Here is a 774-nt window from a genome sequence, read left to right on the forward strand (position 1 = left end):
CGTGGTCACGCAGACCGGCCGCAACGACGACGGCACCGACTACTGGACGCCCTCCCACATCGAGGCCAGCATCAGCCTCACGCCCTACGAGCGCTGGACCGCGCCGGGCGGCAAGCAGGGCCTGATCCGGCGCCTGGCCGAGCGTTATGCCCGCATGCCGGGCTACAGCGTGTCCTTCATGCAGCCGATGATCGACGGCGTGCAGGACAAGCTGTCGGGCGCGCACAGCGATCTGGTGGTCAAGGTCTTCGGCGACGACCTCGACGAAGGGCGCCGCATCGCGGCCCAGGTGGCCGAGGTGCTGCGGACGGTGCCCGGCGCCGCCGACGTGGCGGTGGACGTCGAGCCGCCGCTGCCCAACCTGCGCATCGACCTGGACCGCGCCGCCGCGGCGCGACTGGGGATCAACGCCGCCGATGTCGCCACGCTGGTGTCCACCGGCATCGGCGGCGCAGCCATCGGGCAGGTCTACGTCGGCGAGAAGAGCTACGACATGACGGTCCGCTTCACGCCCGAGTCGCGTGCCAGCCCGCAGGCGATCGGTGATCTGCGCCTGACGGGGGCCAATGGCGCGCAGGTGCCGCTGTCGGACGTCGCGCGCATCCGCACCACGGTGGGCGAGAGCGTCATCGTGCGCGAGATGGGCCAGCGCCATCTCATCGTGCGGCTCAACACGCGGGGCCGCGACCTGTCCAGCTTCCTCGCCGAAGCCCAGCCGGCGCTCGAGCGGCAGGTCCGTTTCGACCGCCAGCGCTGGCGCCTCGAGTGGGGCGG

Annotated in this window: 1 protein-coding gene; it reads left to right on the plus strand. The window is 72.0% G+C overall.

Annotation, left to right across the window (positions count from 1 at the left end):
* A partial coding sequence (locus FUT87_RS20745) for an efflux RND transporter permease subunit (RefSeq protein WP_147242245.1) occupies window positions 1–774 on the plus strand: 774 nt, incomplete at both ends.

This window comes from Mitsuaria sp. TWR114 (genome assembly GCF_007997345.1).